The organism is Acinetobacter sp. 148, from assembly GCF_031196675.1.
GTDB lineage: Bacteria > Pseudomonadota > Gammaproteobacteria > Pseudomonadales > Moraxellaceae > Acinetobacter > Acinetobacter baumannii.
Genome location: NZ_JAVIMT010000085.1, coordinates 357,029 through 374,873, shown reverse-complemented (window position 1 = coordinate 374,873; position 17,845 = coordinate 357,029). Strand labels below are relative to the sequence as shown.

Annotated in this window: 17 protein-coding genes and 1 pseudogene; 8 read left to right on the top strand and 10 right to left on the bottom strand. The window is 38.8% G+C overall.

What is annotated here, in order from left to right; all coding sequences use genetic code 11:
• Nucleotides 1–99: 99 nt before the first annotated feature.
• The 5 genes from RFX69_RS17175 to RFX69_RS17155 are packed head-to-tail and all read right to left on the bottom strand — an operon-like array spanning nt 100 to nt 6,613.
• The gene (locus tag RFX69_RS17175; RefSeq protein WP_272355973.1) at nt 100–1,002 is read right to left on the bottom strand and encodes a hydroxymethylglutaryl-CoA lyase; all 903 of its coding nucleotides are present in this window, start codon (nt 1,000–1,002) and stop codon (nt 100–102) included.
• Nucleotides 999–2,990, bottom strand: coding sequence for an acetyl/propionyl/methylcrotonyl-CoA carboxylase subunit alpha (locus RFX69_RS17170; RefSeq protein WP_289333144.1), 1,992 nt, complete (start codon nt 2,988–2,990; stop codon nt 999–1,001). Before RFX69_RS17170 ends, RFX69_RS17175 begins: the two co-directional genes overlap by 4 nt.
• An 11-nt stretch (nt 2,991–3,001) precedes the next feature.
• The gene (locus RFX69_RS17165) at nt 3,002–3,805 is read right to left on the bottom strand and encodes an enoyl-CoA hydratase/isomerase family protein (protein ID WP_000121718.1); all 804 of its coding nucleotides are present in this window, start codon (nt 3,803–3,805) and stop codon (nt 3,002–3,004) included.
• A gap of 9 nt (nt 3,806–3,814) precedes the next feature.
• On the bottom strand, nt 3,815–5,416 hold the full coding sequence (locus RFX69_RS17160) for a carboxyl transferase domain-containing protein (RefSeq protein WP_289332404.1): 1,602 nt from the start codon (nt 5,414–5,416) through the stop codon (nt 3,815–3,817).
• Nucleotides 5,417–5,440: 24 nt separating this feature from the next.
• Nucleotides 5,441–6,613 carry an isovaleryl-CoA dehydrogenase gene (locus tag RFX69_RS17155; RefSeq protein ID WP_001053642.1) on the bottom strand — a complete coding sequence of 391 codons (1,173 nt, stop codon included), beginning with the start codon at nt 6,611–6,613 and terminating at the stop codon, nt 5,441–5,443.
• Between the two features lie 144 nt (nt 6,614–6,757).
• On the opposite strand from RFX69_RS17155, the gene RFX69_RS17150 reads away from it, so the two are divergent.
• The 4 genes from RFX69_RS17150 (at nt 6,758) to RFX69_RS17135 (ending at nt 11,450) form a co-directional block, all read left to right on the top strand.
• On the top strand, nt 6,758–7,375 hold the full coding sequence (locus tag RFX69_RS17150; protein ID WP_000120693.1) for a TetR/AcrR family transcriptional regulator: 618 nt from the start codon (nt 6,758–6,760) through the stop codon (nt 7,373–7,375).
• Nucleotides 7,376–7,486: 111 nt separating this feature from the next.
• The gene (locus RFX69_RS17145; RefSeq protein ID WP_001183744.1) at nt 7,487–9,181 is read left to right on the top strand and encodes an AMP-binding protein; all 1,695 of its coding nucleotides are present in this window, start codon (nt 7,487–7,489) and stop codon (nt 9,179–9,181) included.
• A gap of 70 nt (nt 9,182–9,251) precedes the next feature.
• On the top strand, nt 9,252–9,923 hold the full coding sequence (locus RFX69_RS17140) for a class I SAM-dependent methyltransferase (RefSeq protein WP_031963892.1): 672 nt from the start codon (nt 9,252–9,254) through the stop codon (nt 9,921–9,923).
• A 243-nt stretch (nt 9,924–10,166) separates the two neighbouring features.
• The gene (locus RFX69_RS17135; protein WP_289332413.1) at nt 10,167–11,450 is read left to right on the top strand and encodes a DcaP family trimeric outer membrane transporter; all 1,284 of its coding nucleotides are present in this window, start codon (nt 10,167–10,169) and stop codon (nt 11,448–11,450) included.
• 44 nt (nt 11,451–11,494) lie between these two features.
• Here RFX69_RS17135 and RFX69_RS17130 read toward each other — a convergent pair whose 3' ends face one another.
• Complete coding sequence (locus tag RFX69_RS17130) at nt 11,495–12,733, bottom strand: SGNH/GDSL hydrolase family protein (protein ID WP_289332403.1); 1,239 nt, start codon at nt 12,731–12,733, stop codon at nt 11,495–11,497.
• A gap of 111 nt (nt 12,734–12,844) precedes the next feature.
• Between RFX69_RS17130 and RFX69_RS17125 the strand changes: the two genes are divergently transcribed.
• Nucleotides 12,845–13,750 carry a LysR family transcriptional regulator gene (locus tag RFX69_RS17125; RefSeq protein WP_289332402.1) on the top strand — a complete coding sequence of 302 codons (906 nt, stop codon included), beginning with the start codon at nt 12,845–12,847 and terminating at the stop codon, nt 13,748–13,750.
• 1 nt (nt 13,751) lies between these two features.
• Here the strand turns inward: RFX69_RS17125 and RFX69_RS17120 are convergent, their stop codons facing one another.
• Nucleotides 13,752–14,042: a hypothetical protein gene (locus RFX69_RS17120; protein WP_289332401.1), complete on the bottom strand. Its 291-nt coding sequence runs from the start codon at nt 14,040–14,042 to the stop codon at nt 13,752–13,754.
• A 968-nt stretch (nt 14,043–15,010) separates the two neighbouring features.
• Between RFX69_RS17120 and RFX69_RS17115 the strand changes: the two genes are divergently transcribed.
• The 3 genes from RFX69_RS17115 to RFX69_RS17105 all read left to right on the top strand — a co-directional run bounded on the left by RFX69_RS17115 (nt 15,011) and on the right by RFX69_RS17105 (nt 16,160).
• Nucleotides 15,011–15,154, top strand: coding sequence for a hypothetical protein (locus RFX69_RS17115; protein ID WP_000251687.1), 144 nt, complete (start codon nt 15,011–15,013; stop codon nt 15,152–15,154).
• A gap of 269 nt (nt 15,155–15,423) precedes the next feature.
• Nucleotides 15,424–15,852, top strand: coding sequence for a hypothetical protein (locus RFX69_RS17110; protein ID WP_001136759.1), 429 nt, complete (start codon nt 15,424–15,426; stop codon nt 15,850–15,852).
• Between the two features lie 86 nt (nt 15,853–15,938).
• Nucleotides 15,939–16,160: a hypothetical protein gene (locus RFX69_RS17105; RefSeq protein ID WP_000498477.1), complete on the top strand. Its 222-nt coding sequence runs from the start codon at nt 15,939–15,941 to the stop codon at nt 16,158–16,160.
• 84 nt (nt 16,161–16,244) lie between these two features.
• Here the strand turns inward: RFX69_RS17105 and surA1 are convergent, their stop codons facing one another.
• The 3 genes and pseudogenes from surA1 to RFX69_RS17090 form a co-directional block, all read right to left on the bottom strand.
• Nucleotides 16,245–16,562: a surface antigen protein 1 gene (surA1, locus tag RFX69_RS17100; protein ID WP_000132045.1), complete on the bottom strand. Its 318-nt coding sequence runs from the start codon at nt 16,560–16,562 to the stop codon at nt 16,245–16,247.
• A gap of 105 nt (nt 16,563–16,667) precedes the next feature.
• Nucleotides 16,668–16,889, bottom strand: coding sequence for a hypothetical protein (locus tag RFX69_RS17095; RefSeq protein ID WP_000108365.1), 222 nt, complete (start codon nt 16,887–16,889; stop codon nt 16,668–16,670).
• 284 nt (nt 16,890–17,173) lie between these two features.
• Nucleotides 17,174–17,653, bottom strand: a pseudogene (locus RFX69_RS17090) (CinA family protein).
• Nucleotides 17,654–17,845 lie beyond the last annotated feature (192 nt).

The window sequence follows — 17,845 nt, the reverse complement described above, 5'->3', positions numbered from 1 at the left end:
CAATTCCTGAACAGAATGAAATAAAGATGAGATAGGATGATCTGGTACTTGGCCTAATATTCAGCTTTATACCAGATGCTGAGCTATTTTAATTTATGACTATGCACACTTGGTTTGCCAATACGCATTTGCATAATTCGACAAGCTTTTTCGGTTTAATACATTGCTAATATTTTGGCTGGCTTGCATCAGCTTCTCTAAATTAATGCCAGTTTCAAAACCCATGTGTGACAGCAAATAAAACAAATCTTCGGTTGATACATTGCCAGAGGCGCCTTTGGCATAAGGGCAACCGCCAAGTCCTGCAAGAGACGAGTCAAAAACACGAATGCCTTGGTGTAAAGACTGATAAATATTGGCAATAGCCATGCCATAGGTGTTGTGGAAATGCCCAGCTAAAACCTTGCTGTCGAGTTCAGCAAGACAGGCTTGCCATACCTTTTGAACACGATCTGGTGTTGCGGTGCCAATGGTTTCACCTAAAGACACTTCATAGCAGCCCATGTCATAGAGTCGTTTAACCACTTTTACGACTTGCTCAGGGGCAATTGCGCCTTCATAAGGACAATCGACAATACAAGAGACATAGCCGCGTACACGGATGTTATGTGCTTTTGCTGCGTTCATGACATCGCTAAACTTTTCAAAGCTTTCGTCGATTGAACAGTTGATATTTTTACGGGTAAAACTTTCAGAAGCTGCGGTAAACACCGCGACCTCTTTACATCCTACCGCTTGAGCAGTTTCAAAACCTTTAATATTTGGAGTAAGCAGGCTAAATTGCACATCGGTTGTTTGGGGTAATAACTTAAATAGCTCGTCACTTTGGGCCATTTGCGGTACCCATTTTGCCGAAACGCATGAACCGACTTCAATGGATTTTAGGCCTGCACTGATTAGGTCATTAATAAAGTTTAAGCGTTGTTCGACAGTTAAAGCCTGCTTTTCATTTTGGAGGCCGTCTCTGGGACCGACCTCCACGATTTTGACAAATTCACTCATGCAACTTCCTCCTGAGCAGGCTGAAATTCCACAAGCTCATCGCCAGCTTTGACCTGATCACCGACTTGGAAATAGGAGTCTACAATCACGCCATCTTTAGGGGCACGGATGGTATATTCCATTTTCATGGCTTCAAGCGTCATTAAAATATCGTCTTTCTTCACGCTATGATTTGCACTGACTAGCACTTGAGTGACCACACCCGGCATTGGGGCTTTTAAATGACCTTCATCGGCTTGGCTATCTGCCTGATTAAAGTCTTGGCGGATATAAGCAAACTTATAGCTTTGACCATTTTGGAACAAGGTAATGGCTTGCTGACTTTGGTTAAAAGGTAGCTTTTGCTGAGTCTCACCAATTTGAACAGAGGCAGTATGTGCATCAAGCAATTGACCTGAAATTGGGTAGCTTTGCCCATTATATTCTGCGGTGAAGCCATCTTCATTTGAGGCAAATTTAATTTGAATATTTTGGTTTAAATAGTTCAGTTTAATACTGTGCTGATAGGCAATATTTAAACGCCAAAGCGGTTGAGCCTGCCAAAGCTGTTTTTGGCTTGAACTGTTGTTATTAAGTTGGCTTAAAAACTCAATAAATGCCGCTGCTACCACCAGTTCCGGTTTGATCTCTTCAGGGCTAAACAAGAAGTTTTGTTCACGCTGAATCAGGTTGGTATCAAGCTTGGCTTGTTTAAACGATTCGCTACGAACAATTTTTTCAAGAAAAGCAATGTTGTTGCCTAAACCATCGACATGGAATTGGCTTAAAGCATTTTGCATTTGAATAAGCGCAGCTTCACGGTTTTTACCCCATACGATGAGTTTGGCAATCATTGGGTCGTAATAGGTCGTGATTTCATCGCCTTCAATAATACCGCTGTCTACACGCACATATTGGTTTTGAGTTGGATAGCGCAAATAGTCGATTTTACCACTAGCAGGTAAAAAGCCTTTTTCTGGTTCTTCAGCGTAAATCCGCGCTTCAAGCGCATGTCCGTGAATTTTTAATTCGTTTTGTAGTTTAGGTAAAGGTTCGCCATAAGCGACGCGAAGTTGCCACTCGACCAAGTCTTCACCTGTAATCATTTCAGTAACAGGGTGCTCGACTTGCAGACGGGTATTCATTTCCATGAAATACGCCGTTCCGTCTTGTTCCACAATAAACTCAACCGTACCTGCACCAACATAATTTACCGCTCGTGCAGCATCAATTGCAGCTTGGCGCATTGCATCGAGCTTCTCGCTTGGCATTTGTGGAGCAGGGGCTTCTTCTAACACTTTTTGGTGACGGCGTTGTACAGAACAGTCGCGTTCAAACAAATGTACATAGTTGCCATGTGTATCGCCAAACACTTGCACTTCAATATGGCGCGGTTGAATCACATAACGCTCAATCAAGACATCATCATTACCAAAGCTCGATTTGGCTTCACGTTTACAAGAGGCTAAGGCATGCAGAAAATCTTCACTGCGTTCAACCAGACTCATGCCTTTACCACCGCCGCCCGCACTGGCTTTAATTAAAACAGGATAGCCAATTCGGTCTGCCTGTTGTTTTAAAAAGTCGGCATCTTGGTTGGTTCCGTGATAACCCGGTGTTAAAGGAACACCTGCTTTTTCCATTAAAGCTTTCGAGGTCGCTTTTAAGCCCATCGCTAAAATGGCATCCACTGGCGGGCCAATAAAGCAAATGTTGTGTTGTTGGCAAGCGAGTGCAAACTGATCATTTTCAGAAAGGAAACCATAACCTGGATGAACCGCTTGACTGCCTGTATCAATCGCCGCTTGAATAATTCGATCAACCTGTAAATAACTCTGAGTTGCAGGGGACTGACCAATATAAACCGCTTCATCTGCAAGTTTGACGTGTTGTGCATTTGCGTCTGCATCTGAGTAAACGGCAACCGTTCTAATACCTAATTGTTTAGCTGTACGAATTACGCGGCAGGCAATCTCGCCACGGTTCGCAATTAAAATCTTTTCAAACATGATGATCGTCCTTAATTGTTGTTATTCGAGTTAGAAACCCAAGCAGGCTGTTGTTTATTTAAAAAGGCACTTAGACCTTCTTTTGCCTCACTGCCTTGACGAACTTGAGCAATATGATGTGCTGTCTGTTGCAGCAAGTCATTGCTCATGGTCTGGTTGCTCACCATTTGAATGAGTTGTTTTGAGGCCGCTTGGGCATGCGGGCCACCGAGTAATAGAGCATCAATAATTTCTTGAACTTTTTTATCTAAGTCTTCAGCATCTGCTACTTCGTGTGCTAAACCAATTTGTTTGGCTTCACGTGCTGAAATCCGTTCGGCAGTTAAGAAGTAACGGGAAGCTTGTCTTGCACCAATCGCACGAATCACATAAGGACTAATGGTAGATGGAGCAAGACCTAAACGAACTTCAGAGGTTGCAAACTTGGCATCAGTGCTGGCAATGCAAATATCACATGCCGACGCTAAGCCCATACCGCCGCCAAAGGCAATGCCATGCACGCGGGCAATAGTCGGTTGTTTAAGTGTTGCAAGTGCATCAAGCATTTGCGCAAGTTTTAATGCATCTGCTTCATTTTCTGCTGAAGATGCCTGACCTGCCTGTTTCATCCAGTTGAGGTCGGCACCTGCCGAAAAGCTTTTACCGCGACCAGCTAAAACCACAACACGAATGTCATCACGTGTATTAATTTGCTTAAAGCAAGCATGTAGTTCTTCAATGACTGTCGTATTAAAAGCATTGTGCAATTCAGGGCGGTTCAGCCAAACATAGGCAACCTGACCTTGTTGTTCGAGTTGTAAAAATTGATAGCTCATATACACCTCTTACATGCGGAACACGCCAAATTTGGTTGGCTGGATTGGAGCGTTCATGGCCGCAGCAAGGCTTAAACCAAGTACCTGACGAGTTTGCGCTGGGTCAATGACACCGTCGTCCCAAAGGCGGGCAGAAGCATAGTATGGATGGCCTTGGCGCTCGTATTGTTCACGAATTGGTTGTTTAAATTCGTCTTCTTCTTGCGCTGACCACTCGGCACCTTTTTGCTCAATTTGATCTCGTTTTAAAGTCGAAAGTACGCTCGCTGCTTGTTCGCCGCCCATCACTGAAATACGAGAGTTTGGCCATGTCCATAAAAAGCGTGGTGAATAAGCGCGGCCACACATACCGTAGTTACCTGCACCAAATGAACCACCAATAATTAGGGTGAGTTTAGGGACATTTGCAGTGGCAACTGCCATCACCAGTTTAGCGCCGTGTTTGGCAATCCCTTCATTTTCATACTGGCGACCAACCATAAAGCCAGTGATGTTTTGTATAAATAACAATGGAATATTGCGCTGTGTGCACAGTTCAATAAAGTGAGCGCCTTTTTGAGCAGACTCGGAAAATAAAATTCCGTTATTGGCAATAATCCCGACTGGCATGCCGTAGAGAGAAGCGAAACCCGTTACAAGTGTTGAGCCAAAGCGGGCTTTAAACTCGTCAAAGCGAGAGCCGTCTACAATACGCGCAATCACTTCACGTACATCAAAAGGTTTACGCGCATCACTTGGCACCACGCCATAGAGTTCCGATGCATCAAATAATGGTTCATCAATTTGCTTATTTAACTCATTTGGCTTTTTATTTAAGTTAGCAACAATGTTTCGTGCAATCGCAATGGCATGTTCATCATTTTCAGCTAAGTGGTCAGCTACACCTGAAAGACGTGTGTGAACATCACCACCGCCTAAATCTTCACTGCTCACCACTTCGCCAGTTGCAGCTTTTACCAGAGGAGGACCACCTAAGAAAATCGTACCTTGATTACGGACAATAATCGTTTCATCAGACATGGCTGGTACATAGGCACCACCTGCGGTACAGCTACCCATCACCACGGCAATTTGGGCAATACCTAGGCTCGACATGCGCGCCTGATTATAGAAAATACGCCCAAAGTGATCGCGGTCTGGGAAAACCTCATCTTGCATTGGTAAATAGGCACCACCTGAATCTACCAAATAAATACAAGGCAAGTGATTTTGTTCAGCAATTTCTTGTGCGCGTAAATGCTTTTTAACCGTTAGGGGATAATACGTTCCACCCTTAACCGTTGCATCGTTGGCAACGATCATGCAAGTGATGCCGTTGACTTGACCAATACCTGCAATCACACCCGCAGCAGGAACATCATCTTCATAAACGTTGTACGCTGCCAATTGACCAATTTCTAAAAATGCCGTGCAGACATCAATCAGTTGATCAATACGTTCACGGGGTAAAAGTTTACCTCGAGCCAAATGTTTTTGACGGGCATTTTCACCACCGCCTAAAGCAATACGCTGGGCAACTTGTTTGAGATCTGTGACCAATGTTTGCATGGCTTGCTGGTTTGTTTTGAAGTCTTCGCTTCGAACATTAATCTTGCTTTGTAATTGGTTCATAAGATGCGTCCTTACTTATAATTATTATTTGGTTTCATTGAAAAGTTCGCGGCCAATCAGCATGCGGCGAATTTCAGAAGTTCCCGCGCCAATTTCATAAAGTTTTGCATCGCGCCATAAACGCCCAGCAGGGAATTCATTGATATAACCGTTGCCACCTAAAGTCTGGATTGCTTCACCCGCCATCCATGTTGCTTTTTCAGCGGCATATAAAATGGCACTTGCGGCATCTTTACGTAAGCTGCGGTCATGATCCGCTTTATCGCAGGCAGCACCAACCGCATAAACGAGAGCTTTACATGCCAACCATGTTGAATACATATCGGCAAGTTTACCTTGCATAAGCTGGAATTCACCTAAAGCCTGACCAAACTGTTCACGTTGATGTAAGTAAGGAATCACCACATCTAAACAAGCATCCATAATACCTAAAGGGCCGGCACTTAAAACTGCTCGTTCATAGTCCAAACCACTCATGAGTACTTTAACCCCGTTACCCACACCACCAAGTACGTTTTCAGCAGGGACTTCTACATTGTCAAAGAATAGGGGGTAAGTGTTAGAGCCGCGCATACCGAGTTTGTCTAAGTGGTTGCCGTGACTAAAGCCTTTCATGCCTTTTTCAATCAAGAATGCGGTCATGCCTTTAGGGCCAGCTTGCGGGTCAGTTTTAGTGTAAACGACCAGCACATCTGCATCACCGCCGTTGGTAATCCACATTTTTGAACCGTTTAAAACAAAGTGATCACCTTTTTGCTCGGCGCGTAATTTCATGCTGACGACATCGGAACCGGCATTTGGCTCAGACATGGCAAGGGCACCAACATATTCACCGGAAATTAATTTTGGTAAATACTTTTGTTTCTGCTGCTCGTTACCGTTACGGTTAATCTGGTTTACACATAAATTAGAATGAGCACCATAAGAAAGACCAATGGCTGCCGAAGCACGGGAAATTTCTTGCATGGCAATAATATGAGCTAAATAACCCATATTGGCTCCGCCATATTCTTCAGAAACTGTCATACCTAAAAGGCCCATATCTCCGAATTTTTTCCAGAGATGTGCAGGGAATTTGTTGTCTTGATCAACTTGTTGGGCAATTGGTGCAATTTCCTTTGCACAAAATGCGGCTACCGAATCTTGAAGCGCAATTAAAGTTTCATCTAGACCGAAATTCAAGCTGCGTAGGTTCATGATATTTTCATCCTATTGGTTATATTTGTTGTCCATAAAATATTTTGTGGGTATTTGATAATTACCATACAATGATTTTTTGAAAAAGTGAATACAGATTCATAAAATGATTTACAATTCATTTTATTTGTTAGAGAATAAATTATGAGCTATAAACGATCATCTTTAATGCAAGAGCGGATGGAGCAAAATCGAAAATCGATTTTGAGTTCAGCCAGAAAAATAATTTCAGAGGGAGGGTTCAAAGACGCACAAATACAAACAATTGCAGAGCAAGCGGGTGTATCTAGTGGACTGGTTTATCGCTACTTCGATAATAAAAGCCAAGTGCTAATAGAAGTTTTGTCTGATGCCATTAATACAGAACTATTGGTGATTGAATCGATTACCGAAAGTGATTTATCGGCAAAGCAGAAATTACACAAGGCGGTGGCAACCTTTGTAAAACGGGCACTCAATAGTCCTCAGCTTGCATATTCACTCATGTTTGAACCTGTCGATTCAACGGTTGAACATGAGCGTTTTCGTGTGAAGCAATTGATTAAACAAAGTATTAAAAAAATACTTGCGGATGGAAATGCAAGTGGTGAGTTTGTCTTGGATGATTTAAACACAGCAGCACTTTGTGTAGTCGGTGCTATGACTTATGTGGTGGTTGAACCCCTAGACCCAGCTCAAAATACAAAGTTTGATCATGCGTATAAAGACTATTTTTCAAAACAGATTGCTGACTTTTGTGTAGATGCTGTGCAGAAAAAATAGGGCATATAAAGGATAAAACAACACAAAATAAGTAGTTTGGAAAAGTAGTTGCAGTAACAACAATTAGATCAGGTAAGAAGAGAATTACAAAGAATCAAGGAGAATGATTCAATGCAACAAGAACGGTTAAGCTACGCCTCGGGACCAAGTACACAACCCTTATTGGGTATGACCATTGGTGAACAATTTGATCAGGCCTGTCAGCAATATGCTGAAAAGGAAGCGATTGTCAGTTTTCATCAAAACAGACGATTAACCTATAAAGCTTTACAGGATGAAGTAAACGCTTTTGCTTGTAGCCTATTAAAATTGGGATTAAAAAAAGGAGACCGATTAGCGATTTGGTCACCTAACTGTGTGGAATGGACCATTACGCAGTTTGCAGCTTTTAAAGCAGGGATTATTTTAGTCAATCTAAATACAGCTTATAAAAGTCATGAGCTTGAATATGTGTTGAATAAGGTCTCATGCAAAGGATTGATTATTGCTTCTCAATTTAAAACGACGGATTATCAAGAATTACTCACAAAAATTGCCCCTGAGTTAACCACCTGTACAGATAAAGTGCTCAGTTCAGAGCGACTGCCACATTTAAAATTTGTTATTAAAATTGATGATCAACAGCATACAGGTATTTATCGTTTTAGTGATTTACTAACTACACCAACTTCTGAACAGCTAGAACAATTAAAACAATTAGCCAGACAGCTCCAGTTTGATGAAACTATTAATATCCAATTTACCTCAGGTACAACAGGTAACCCGAAAGGGACCATGTTAACCCATCATAATATTTTAAATAATGGTTATTTTGTCGGTGAAGGCATTCGTTTAACCCCCCAAGATAAAGTCTGTATTTCTGTGCCATTGTTCCATTGTTTTGGCATGGTGATGGGGAATCTGGCGTGTGTGACACATGGGTCAACTATGGTCTATCCATCGGCTGTATTTAATCCTTTGGAAACTTTAAAAGCGATTCATCAAGAACGTTGTACGGCAGCTTATGGCGTACCAACCATGTTTATTGCAACCTTAGAACATGAACAGTTTAATGAGTTTGATCTGTCGAGCTTAAGAACAGGCATTATGGCAGGTAGTCCTTGTCCGCGTGAAATTATGCAACGTGTTATAGACCGAATGCATATGTCTGAAATCACCATTTGTTATGGCATGACCGAAACCTCGCCAGTGAGTGTACAAAGCTCGGTAAATGATTCGATTGATAAACGGGTAAGCACAGTTGGACATGTTCATCCGCATGTTGAAATTAAAATTGTTGATCTAGAAGGGCAAATTGTTCCGCAAGGGACTTTGGGGGAGCTATGCGTCCGTGGTTATTCAGTGATGGCTGGTTATTGGGGTGAAGAGGAAAAGACCCGTGAAGTGATTGATGCGGCTGGCTGGATGCATACGGGTGACATTGCCGAGATGGATCAAGACGGTTTTATTAAAATTAAAGGCCGTATTAAAGATGTCGTGATTCGTGGTGGGGAAAACCTCTTTCCAAAAGAGATTGAAGACTTTTTATATACTCATCCAGATGTAAGCGATGTACAGGTGATTGGCTTGCCAGATGCGAAATATGGTGAAGAACTTTGTGCATGCATTATTCTGCATGAGCATCACCAAGTCGATGAAGACAGCATCCGCCAATTTTGCAAAGAACACATTTCACACAACAAAGTGCCGCGTTATGTCCGATTCTTTAATGAGTTTCCAATGACTGCTTCTGGCAAAGCCCAAAAGTTTAAATTGCAGGAAATTATGCGAGCTGAACTTAATTTAACGGGAAATGTCTTTGACTAAATAAGTCAAAAGCTCGGTCAAAGTGCAACAAAGGAAAATCGAAATACGGTTTAAATAGAGGACACGCAAAATGGCAAAAGACTTTAATAGCCCTAAAATAGTCGAAGGATATGATGTGCATATTCGTAAATTAATTCCGGGCTATGAAGTGATCCACCAACAGGTGGATGCCATTTTGCAGTCGGTGTTGCCACCAGATGCTCATATCTTAATTGTGGGCTGTGGTACGGGTTACGAACTCGATTATTTACTTAAAAGACATCCAAACTGGCAATTTACAGCGGTTGATCCATCTTTAACCATGCTGCAAAAAGCTCAGGAGCAGGTGGAGATTTTAGGTAAGTCTACCCAAGTCACTTTTGTTCACGGTGAAACTTCAGCTTTACCTCTCGAGAGTTGCTTTGATGCTGCACTTTCTATTCTTGTGGCTCATTTTATTGCAGATGACATAAAACCAGCCTTCTTTAAGGATATTTATAAGCGCTTAAAAGAAAAAGCGCCTTTACTTACCTATGACCTCATGACTTGTGTAAATCCACAGCAGCTTCAAGCATTACATTATTTGTGTTTGGCTCAAGGGTTAACAGAAGAACAATGTCAAAAAATGTTGGAGCGTATGGCGGAGGACTTTTTTAGTTTAACGACTGAAGGATATATAAAACTTTTGGAAGAGACAGGCTTTGAAAGCGTACAGCCATATACGCAAATTTTGACTTATCAAGGGTTTATTGCAAAAAAATAATACTATTGGGGAATATAAATAAGGGTTTAAAACCGAATATTCTCAATGTGGAAGAGAATATAAAAAATGGAAAATTAAAAAGTTGCTTTTGCTGCACTAGGGAGGGTGGATCTAAAAAATATGAGGGAACGTCTTTCTTGTGAAAGAAAGGCAAATTTTCAAGGATCTATTTTAGATAGGTACATAACAAAAAGGATGTCGAGACTTTTAAGACTACTTAAAGGTCTAAAGGAAAATTTCATGATGAAAATTTTAAATACAACGGTTCAAAAAAGTTTGTTGGCAGTTTCTGTGACTCTGCTTATGTCTTCTGCTTTTGCAGACCAGGTAAACCCTGAAATAGAGCAACTTCGCCAAGAAATAAAAGAACTACGAGCTATGCTACAAATTAATATGGAGGCTCAAAAATCTTTAGCTCAAAAAAGAGTAGAACAAGCTGCTCCTGTAGTTACTCAAGCTCCACAACCTATACAGCAAACATTAACTAAATCTGGTGCAGAATTTAACTTATACGGTTATATACGAGCAGATGCTTCTTATCAAATTAAGGGTGCATCTAGCATGTATAACAATATTAGCGGCGTTCCTCTTGAAAATACGCCAGAAGAATCTGCACAGAAAGACCAGTTGCACAGTACTGTGTATGTGACACGCTTCGGATTGAATTTTAAAACCCCTACAGCCGTTGGTGACGTAGGCGGAAAGTTAGAAATGGACTTTTTTGGGGCGGCTACACGTGATCAGTTTCGCATACGTCATGCCTATTTAACTTTTGATAAATGGCTTATTGGCCAAACATGGTCGACATTTATTGCCCCTGAATATTACCCAGAAACAATTGATGCGGGTACATTTGTAGGTAGTGCATTATTAAGATCGCCGCTTGTTCGCTATAGCGATAACTTAACGGCAAATACAAGTTTTGCAGTATCAGTTGAAGACCCGAAATATACTGCGGCAACAGATCCAGATAATAAAATGCGTTTACCTGCTTTAGTCGGACGTTTAAATCATAAATTTGCCAATGGTTCGATGCTTTCAGGCCGTAGTTTTGTTGCAGAAAAAAGAACTAACAATGATAGTGAGTGGGCGTGGGGTGTAGGCTTGGGCGGTAAATATCAAATTACCCTTGATACATTACTTAAAGCCGATTATTACCATGTCAAAGGTGATGGACGTTTCTTGCTATGGAGTAACAGTGGCTATGCAATAGACGATCAAAACAATATGCATAGCAATGAATTTGATACGGTTTCTTTGGGTATCACTCATCAATTTACACCGCAAATTCGCTCGACTTTAGGCTATGGCTATATGAAGGCTAAAGATGATAACCGTTTTGCCGAATTACAGCGTACTAGTACCACCCAAAACAAACAGCTTTGGCAAGGTTGGGTGAATGCACTTTATAACCCGTATAAGCCGATTACTTTGGGTATCGAATATGTTTATGGAGAACGAGAAACATTCGATAATCGCAACGGGATTGATAACCGCTTCAACATGATAGCGAGTTATGATTTTTAAATAAGCAGCCCCATCATGTGAAGATTTCACCTGATGGGGAAACATTAATTTTTAATAATTTGATCTAAATCTACCAATTCTGCCATATGCTGATTGCCGCGATCATTAGGATGTAAATGATCTCCAGAGTCATAAATTGGATTTAATCGATTGGGATGTTTTGGATCTTTTAGGCCTTCATCAAGATCAAGCACACCATCAAAGGTATGACTGGTCCTCATCCAGTGGTTAATGCGCTGACGTAATTGATCTTTGTTGGGTTGATAATAATTATCTAAAGGGGTATTAGGCAAAGCACCAGAGAACGGAAGTAAGGTTGCACCAATCACCTGAATATTATGTTTATGGGCCTCACTTACAACACGTCGATAACCTTGAGTGAGCGCCTCAAAAGAGGGTATTTGCTGTTTAGGTGCAAAAGCTGTACCGGGCCATGAAATGTCATTGATACCGACCAAAACAATTAAAGTTTTAACTCCTGAATATTGAAATATCTCACTGTTTAAACGTTTTAAAACGCTATCACCCATACCATCGGTAAGTAATCGATTTCCTGAAATGCCACTATTAATCACGGCCACACGATGTGCAGATAAACGTTTCGCTAAAAAATCGGTCCATCTTGTATTTGCATCTAAGGTTGCAGTCGCCCCATCGGTAATTGAATCTCCAACAACTGCAACTACATGAGCCTTTTGTTTGGGTTTTACCTCTATTGCAGACAGTAATAACCGTGCCGTCGTTGTTTTGGCATCGGTTGGCGTAGTGAAATTTGTTGTCTGATTTCCACTAATCAGCCAACTGGTTTGTTTGGCATCCCAATGAAATGTTTTAAACGTTGTAGGCTTTTGAATAAAGCTATTCACCACCAATTGAGCATGATCGGGTACAGGCAACTGAATTGGATCACTTATGAGTTGTTTGCCAGGTAAAATTCTTGCTTTAAGTTGACCAGAAAAATAAACGGGATAGGTGCTCTTAGATTTTAGAGTTACTGCATTCGCTAAACCAATCGTTGTTTGATCAATATAAAGTGGCTGTTTACCATATTGATTGGTAAAAACGAGCCGAACCTCTTCACCGCCCAAACTAATTTTGCTCATTTGTCTAATAGTCTGATTAGATACTTGCTCTGGAATGAGTGTTGGAAAAACGAAGTCTTTATTCCAGACTTTTTGAGGGCTCGCAGACCAAGTGGTAATCCATTGGCTGTTTTCTACATCAGCTTGTGCCAAGCTCGTAATTAAAACCAAAGAAAATAGGGTAGCTTGATAAAGTTTCATCTCAAGAACTCTTTAAAACGAATTAAAGGTATGTTGAAACAAATTGATGCCTTGTTATAGCGGTCTAAGCGGAATAAGATTTGTGAATCTAATTCATAAATAAATTTTGCTATGTCTTATTTTGATATCAATCGTTCTGGCGAGTTAGCAATTTTTATAAGGGTGGTCGAGCTTGGAAGTTTTTCAGCGGTAGCAAGAGCATGTAATATGACGCCGTCTGCCGTAAGCAAGTTAATTTCTCGTTTAGAAAAAAGATTGGGTGTCAGGTTACTCAATCGTTCAACACGTCAGTTTCAGCTTACCAGTGAAGGATGCCAGTTTTATGAGCAAGGCATTCAAATACTCAATGACTTAGAGGAACTGGAACAAGCGGTTACCGCAAATCATATACCGAAAGGGCGAATTAGAATCCATACCAGTTTTTCATATTGGACACACTTTTTATTGCCTTGTATTAGTTTGTTTAATCAACGTTACCCGGAAATTGAATTAGAAGCTCATTTGAGTGATGAAGTAATTAATTTGGTTGAACAAAGAATTGATGTTGCGATTCGAACAGGACCTTTGAAAAGTTCCAATTTGGTGGCCCGATCGCTTGGCAGTACTTATAAACAGTATGTTTGCTCTCCTGTATATATTGAAAAGTACGGTTGTCCTGAGCATCCAGATGAACTACATGAACATCAGCTTTTAGATGTAAGTTATCAACGCCAGAACAAAACCTGGTTATTTAAAAAAGCAACTCAGGAAATCAGCCTAACCCCCTCTAAAGTTTTAAAAGTAAACCATGGCGAAGCAATTTTACAGTTGGCACTGGCAGGTGCCGGCATTGCTCAACTAAATGAATTCCAGACTCGAAATGCGTTACAGCAAAAACAACTCGTCAAAATTCTTGAAGATTGGAATATTCATGCTACTGAAGAATTTCATGCTGTCTGGATTGGCCACGATAAGTATGTTCCTAATCGTGTACGTACATTCTTGGATTTTTTGGTAGGGCATGCCTCTATAAATTAGTTTAGTGTTTGCTCGCACTCAATTGGCACTGCTGCATTGTTTGATTCATGGTTTCTACAAAGTTCATTTTTGTATCAATATTTTGCAAACTTAATTTTGGTAAACTTTCTACAAATTGGGGTGAATAATGCTGCTCTAAAGAATTATAAATACAATTACACGCTGAAAGGTCATGTCCGGCCCATACACAACGCGTATTAAATTCATTTTTACTCATTGGCCTGCACCCCATCAAATTTAAAACACCTATTGTCAGAAGGCTCACCAAACCAAAACGATAGAGAAAAAACATTCTTGTTACTCTTCATGGGTTGTTGTTATCGTTAAGTGATGTTGATAGAAGTTTTAATCTTTATGTGATTTTGAATACATAAAACTTCTGCCCCAATCTTGTATATCAAGATGGGTAGACAAAAAGATTAAGTAAAAATTTTTCGAAATCTATAGTAGGTAGTTCTTTTAAACAGAGGATGAGAAAGAACTCTAAGAAATGACTGCTTGAATAAAAGAGGTTGAATGTAAGTAGGTTTAATAAAAGAATTTAAAAAATATAGAATAATAGTCATGAGTGACTCCTTGGTTAAAAGAAGTTATGCCCACTCATTGCTCATTATTATGGTGGCGAAACGAAAGAGGGTTAGCAGACTGATACCTAAGAAACCAGCACACCCAAGGGTGTCCCACTCCCGTTCCTCCATCAAAGGCACGAGGGGCGTCACACCAAAAAACGTGTTTTTAGTGCACTTAGGTAGACGGTCTGCTAAAACCGACTGACAAAATTGGTCAGCGCGAGCATCATAAGCTGAGCATTGTGGTGGGTCAATTGCAAAAATAAAAGATTGATTTATATAACTTGATATAAATATTTCACTGTTTTTATTTAGAAAATAGAAAAATTAAAAAATATAATATGAGTATAAATAATTTGAATATAAGTCACGCTATTATTTTTTAATCTTATATATCAAATATTTATTAATTGTTTATTTGTATAGTATATCAATATCTCTAATTGGGTGTGTTGTTTGGCTAAACTATTTAATAATTCGAATTTTATAACATGACCAGAGTCTCCTAAACATTGCTTGCCAAAAAATAACCAAAATATCAATTGCAAGAAATATAATTTTATTAATCATAATTTTTGGTTTTTACAAAAGCTTGCATAATCTACAAAAGTTAAGAGAACCACTGCGGTAGGCCAACATAAGATAATGTTATTCATAAACCTACATTTTAATATTTATAAAGGTGATTTAAATGGTAAGAATCGTTTGTGCAGTAAGTATGGTGTTGGCAATTGCTATGGGTATGAGTGCTTGCCAAGATCGTAATTCAAAAAATGACGGCATGCATGAAGCAAGTGATCCAGCTACATCTCATGACATGAATAAAAACTCGTAATAGATTAGCTTCTCTCAAAAGCCTACTTTATTAGTAGGCTTTTTTAATCGTTATTTTATATAAAAAATATAATTTAATAATAATGAAATATATAAAAATATAAAATTAATCAAATATTTATTTTGTTTTTACAATTTGGAGAATTTGTTGTTACCGTTTTGTTGCAATTTTAAGTTACCGTTTCAAAAAGTTAATAAAACAAACACAATAGCTTACTTATATTCATCCAAAATTCATTTTAGTAAGAGCGAACTATAAAAGGTAAGGATATGCCCCAATATTTAAAAATAGCTGAGAAAATATATCAAAATGTTAAAGAAAAAAAAGGCTTTACGGATGATCCGATGGAAGATCTTAATAATTTGATGATTGAACTCAGACAAGAAATAAAGGGGACAAAATTAAAGCTTTTATATAATTATATTGATTTTGCCGAAATACTCATTAAACCTTTGCAAGAGTCAAAAATTAAATTGGATTTAAGTCTTATTCCTAAAAGTAAAAATACTCAGGAGTTTGTCCTTTGGCTTGCTGGTTTTATTGAGCGAATTACCACAGGTGGACAAGAAAAATTACCTCCAATTCGAGCTAAAATTACTTTACCCGCCTATGCCTATGAAGAAACTTACCCTTCGCAGAAAAAGCCTGTAAATAATGGGGAAGAAATAATTGAATATTTTAAAAAAAATCAAAGTTAATTTTGATGAAAGGCCTGACCTGATTATCTAGTCAGGCTTTATTTTTGATAAGACCGCTATGATGAGTAATATTTAAGGTAGTACGTATGTTTGTATATTTTACAGATGGAACTTGCATTAATGATTCTGAGATTTATGGCGTAAAAGCCAAGTATGAGCAAAATAAGTATGTAGTGGAAGTTACTATTAAGCCGACACATGTACTCGCTACAACACCGAGCGTACAATTTAAAAAAGAAGTTTTTGATGATCCAAATTTAGCAAATCAATATCTTAGTCATAATTTTAATATGCCACCATTTTTTTAATGCTCATAATGTTAGGACAATAAAAAAGCCTATTTCCCAGGGCCAATAGGAAATAAGCTTATAGCTATGGACCTTTTGAGGATGTTACATATCATCCCACGCATCTTTAATCGCTTGTTTAGCGTGTTCCCATTTTAGGCGGGACTCAGCTTTTAGCTCTTCCCATTTTTGCTGCAAGCTGCCTTCCATATCTTCAAACTGAGTTCCTTCTTTAGATTCAGAACGAGCTCGATGACCAAGTTCATAAGCTGCAGAGAAATCACGATCATAATCTAGATCTGGTGTAGTTAATTGCGCTTCTTGATAATAAGGTCGAGTAAGATAGCTTTCGCGCCAGCGAGAGTCAGAATAGTTATGATCGCCAGCTACCAATTGAGCATGATCTGTATTTTGATCTGTCATCAGAATTCCCTCATATTTTATTGAATTTTATGCTTATATTTTGATTTAGGAAGGTGAGGTCACCTTCCTAAATGATCGACCGCATCAAAGAACAACTACAAACGATTAACGTTGTTGGTTGTTATTTGAGTTTTGTTGGCCAGAATCTTTTTGGTTAGATCCTTGTTGTTGGCCGCGGTTATCATTTTGCTGTTGTTGCTGGTTATTTTGTTGCTGTTGATCGTTTTGCTGTTGGTTACCGTGTTGCTGTTGATTACGGTTGTCATTTTGCTGTTGTTGTTGCTGCTGATTATTGCGTTGATTTGCTTGATTATTAGTAGTGCTCATTTTTAATACCTCATATCAATTATGACGATGTGTTTTATCTGAGAGCTTCAGATAGGGTTATTAAAACATGTAGATTTTAAATGTGTAGGGTAGGGGTGTTACCCTATATTTAACTGTAAACTTAAAATTTATAAATTTTAAATAACTTGCTGATTTCTAATATATGTAATTTTAAGTCATAAACATTATTAATATGAAAATTTAAAAAATTACATTTCAGCACATAATATTTAAGAAAGATAATAAATATTTCTAAATGTATATTTGTTAACTTTTATATAAAATTAACGCGTTTTGTCTTCCAATATAATAAGTTTTATATCTTGAGTAACATAGTAAATCAACTTTCTTAGTTTTAAAAAGGCAGGCCCCCTTAAAACACGTCTAAAATTTTAAAAATTATTTTTATAATATATTGAGTAAAAGAAAGTACCTACAGGTTTTTCTGGTGTTTCAGAGCCGCCTTTTTTCAAAAGACCAGTACAGGCAACATACAGGTCAGCATGTAAAAGTTCTTTACCTTTATTAATCATTTCAACAGTTACTTGCATTGATTCTGCAGTATATTTTTCAATAAGTTCTTCTGAAATATGCAAGGTATTTTCCTTTACGCGAAGGTCATAACTTACAAGGCTTCCAATCAGTATATCGCCTGAATAAGGACTTAAAGAGAAACGATAAGCAAGGTAACCCGCAGAGGCGCTTTCAAAAAATGCAATTTTAATTTTTTCCTTTGCTAATAATTCGCAACATTTATTGAACATTTTAATTCTCCTTACAATTGTTTTTAAAATGTTATAAAACTATTTAATTGTTTGCTTTGTTATTTTTTTAATGTTTATAATTTTGATGGTAAAGTTAATGTAAAATTGGATTAAGATTTGCAAATTTTATATAAAAACAGTAGCTTAAATAATACTAAAAGTTTAAATGTAATTTTACGTTATTTTATATGT